This is a genomic window from Cryobacterium fucosi, assembly GCF_004403515.1.
Lineage (GTDB): Bacteria > Actinomycetota > Actinomycetes > Actinomycetales > Microbacteriaceae > Cryobacterium > Cryobacterium fucosi.
In genome coordinates this window covers 1-3,559 of the sequence record NZ_SOHH01000101.1, presented here as the reverse complement: position 1 = coordinate 3,559, position 3,559 = coordinate 1, and the positions used below count along the sequence as shown (strand labels likewise).

Here is a 3,559-nt window from a genome sequence, read left to right as displayed (position 1 = left end):
GGCGGAACTCGGGTGGGTAGGGCTTCGGCATGATGAACATCCTTCCAGCGAAGACGAATCTCCACAGGTCCGGAGTCAACCAAACCGGGGGCAGTCCCACTCTCCGTGAATCGACGTCGGCGCCCGCCGAGATCCTTCACCGCTGGACGGCGCGTGCTGACACTCTCCACGATGCGTTCACGTTTGATGACCAGTTCCATAGCGGCCAATGCCGCCATCACCGTGAACACCATCCCGCCATCGGCGTGCTCGTCCCCACGTTTCCCGGCCCATCGTGGTGAAGACCCGCGACGGGCAGATTGCCACGCGACCTTTCTCCCCGGCCAACGGCGTGACGCTGGCCGGGGAGAAGGACGTTCTGGGGCTGTGGGCTGGCACGAGCGGTGAGGGCGTCAGGTTGTGGATGTCCGTCCTGACCACGGGCTCCGAGGCATGAACGAGCAGGTTAGGGGCAGTTTTTTCGGCCCATCACAGATTAGGAAGAACGTGCTGGGCACGCTTGGGTTCCTGATGACTCTCGTGCCAGATAAACCCACGAGAACAGCGGCAAAGTCCTGACCGTGCTTCAGCGGGCCAGAGCGCGTATTAGTTGCTTCTGCTTTCTCCTTGGAGAGCGGCTAGCGCGGCGAGAAGACGTTCGTCGGCTTGATCAGCAACGTTTTGTATCCCCGGGGAATTGCTTAGCTGGACCATGGTTTGTGGGTTGATAGCTTGCACCGTGGTGGTATTCGCTGATGGGCTTCGTCGGATGACGACGTTACACGGAAGCAGCAAGCCCATGTCGGGCTCTGCGGTGAGTGCTTGTTCGGCGAGGGCCGGGTTGCAGGCGCCCAAGATCAGGTAGTCACCCAGTGACTGCGCGCTTTCCACGCCGAGTTTCGTTTCGAAGGTCGCGTGGACGTCGATTTCGGTAAGAACGCCGAATCCCTGGTTGGCGAGTTCTTCCCGCACTCTGGAGACTGCTTCTTCGTAGGGCAGCGAGACGGTGATGGTGTGTGCGTAGTTCATTGTTTTCTCCTAATCCATTTTTTGAATTGATGGTTGCGGCTGGTGTCAGTTTGCGGTGATGACTCCCATCATTCCGCTGTCTTCGTGGTCAAGGATGTGGCAGTGGTACACGGTACGTCCGCTGAAGTCGTCAAACGCGATACGCACGCGCACGGTGCTGCGTGCCGGGATGTTCACGACGTCCTGCCACATGATGGTTTTGACGGGTTGGCCTGACTGTTCAATGATCTGCATCGGCCACACGTGCAGGTGTACGGGGTGATCGAGCGGGCTGGTATTTGTCAACAACCAGTCCTCCACGCTGTCGAATTGCACGGTCGTGTCGACCCGGGTGGCATCGAATACCTGGCCGTTGATCGTGGATGACATCATGCCGCCACCCATTCCTCCGCCCATGCCGCCATCCATGTCGCTGTCTGTGTCCCCGCCCATTCCGCCGCCCATATTTCCGCCCATTCCCATCGCGAAGATTAGCTCGCGTCGGGCGGTTACGGTAGCTGTGCGTAGGTCACGTGGAACGGGCTGACGGGGTATGGCGGCGACTGTGGCGACGGCGTCACCGGCCACGATAAAAGTGGCCAGCGCGATGTCGGCGGCCGCAGGGGAGCTTCCGCCTCCCATCATCATTCCGCCGGATATACCTCGATCGTAGGTGTGGGCACGCAGTACGGAGGTGCCGGCTGTGCCGGTGACGAGAAGGTCGGCCCGGTTCCCCGGGGCCAGCACGACCTCGTTGACTTCGCGCGCAGCCTCAAAACGTCCGGAGTCGATTCCGAGAAGGGACATCTGCTGCCCGTCGAGGCGCAGCCGCAGGTAACGGGACACACAGGCATTAATGATGCGCCATCGTTCCCGTTCGCCCGGGCGGGCAGTCATGCTGGGGGTAAGTTGTCCGTTGACCAGGACGAGGTCTCCCTCGCGTCCGGACATTTTCTCCATCGCTGTGGCCGCTGGAATGGTTCCCGTGGAATCGAGAGTGATGTCGGAAATGACGAGGACGCGTTCCCGGCTGGCAGGGATGGGATCGGGGTCTTCGACGATGATGGCGCCGTACAGCCCACCGAATACCTGATCAGCCACGAAACCGTGGTGGTGCGGGTGATACCAATACACACCCGGCGGGTGATTGGCGGGCAGTTCATACTGGTAATCGAAAGAGTCGCCAGCCGCGACGGTGACGAACATGTTGTCGCTGTTGTTCTCGGGCGAGACGTGGAGTCCGTGCACATGCAGATTGCTCGGGTCTGCCAGACCATTGCGAAGGCTCACGCCCAGGGTGTCTCCCGCTCGAACGCGCAGTGTGGGGCCGGGCACGCCACCGTTGTAACTCAGCGCACGCACGTCACGGCCAGCAATGGTCACCTGTTGGGGGGAAGACTCGAGGTCAACGGTGAGAGTGCCGCTAACGCTTCGTAGCTCCGGGGGCTCTACGAGGTCGCTCCCGGACGGTATTGCCGGTGACGTGGTTGATGAGATCCGTTGATTGACGAAGAAACCCGTTCCACCTACAGCCGTGCCTGCAATCCCCACCCCGCCGAGGATCAGGGCGCTACGGCGACTAAGATCGGGCACTACCGGCCCTCCTCGAGTACCCGCAGCTGATCACGCAACTGCTCCGCAGTGATCTCCCCACGAGCGAAACGCTCCTCAAGAATCTGCCTGGCACTGGCTGAATCAGCTTGCCTCGAAGCAGGTCGCGTGTCATCGCTTCCGGATTTGTTCGACAAAAAACGAACAAGGACATAAATGAGCACGGCAACGCCTGCTATAGCTAGCAGGCCGAACCCCCAGGACCATCCCATACTTCCGTTACCCCATATCATCTGAGTTACTTCCTTCCGTTCACTGATCCGTATCTCCACCATACCCCTAGAGGTATAAATGGTGGCCTCGTGCGAGCCATCACCGCATCAACGCGAAGACCGAACTACGCATGTTCGCGCCGGTCTCGCACTGGACACCATGAATGGCGAGACGACTTTCCGAGACAAAATGAGAGCCCGCGATTCCGCGCCTTTCTGTTCTTTTTCCACAACTCAATCTGGGTGGGTCTCGTGTCTCGTAAACCTTTAGTTTTCTAAGACACCAAGTGGTCTCCGTTACGGACCCGCACAGAACCGGCGACGCCGACAGAATTTACGAACTCGAACCGGCCTTCTGCCGGGCACATCTCAACCCGGCGACGATACGACGGACGACGCCACCACCCCGAATTACGACTCACTCCTCAGAGATGCACAGCAGTGGATCGGGATCGCCACGATGCCGAGCAGCGCATAATTACCGTCCAGTGGGCCGCCCTACTGGAGAAGTAGACTTCACGATGAAGACATGGATGGAAGGGTTTCATGATTCAGCGACTCGACCTTCGGGGTCCTCAGCACAGTCACGCTGAGCTGCTCGCTCTGATTCCTCGAGCGAGGGTTGATGTGTCCGCGGCGTTACACACCGCTGTTAACGCCGACCGAAAACAGGGCCACTTCTGCCAACTGAAAACAGGGCCACTGTAGTGCGTTCTTAGTGTGCCGTAGTTGCGGCGGATTGGTGTTGC

At 59.6% G+C, this 3,559-nt stretch carries 2 protein-coding genes and 2 pseudogenes; 1 reads left to right on the top strand and 3 read right to left on the bottom strand.

What is annotated here, in order from left to right; genetic code table 11:
• Positions 1–233, bottom strand: a pseudogene (locus E3T48_RS17060) (hypothetical protein); the annotation flags it as partial.
• A gap of 38 nt (positions 234–271) precedes the next feature.
• Here E3T48_RS17060 and E3T48_RS14730 point away from each other — a divergent pair.
• Positions 272–418: pseudogene (locus tag E3T48_RS14730) on the top strand (transposase); the annotation flags it as partial.
• A 167-nt stretch (positions 419–585) separates the two neighbouring features.
• Here E3T48_RS14730 and E3T48_RS14725 read toward each other — a convergent pair.
• A complete protein-coding gene (locus E3T48_RS14725) occupies positions 586–1,008 on the bottom strand; it encodes a DUF302 domain-containing protein (protein WP_134524790.1) in 423 nt (140 codons plus the stop codon).
• Positions 1,009–1,053: 45 nt separating this feature from the next.
• Positions 1,054–2,580: a multicopper oxidase family protein gene (locus E3T48_RS14720; RefSeq protein WP_134524789.1), complete on the bottom strand. Its 1,527-nt coding sequence runs from the start codon at positions 2,578–2,580 to the stop codon at positions 1,054–1,056.
• Positions 2,581–3,559: the final 979 nt, after the last annotated feature.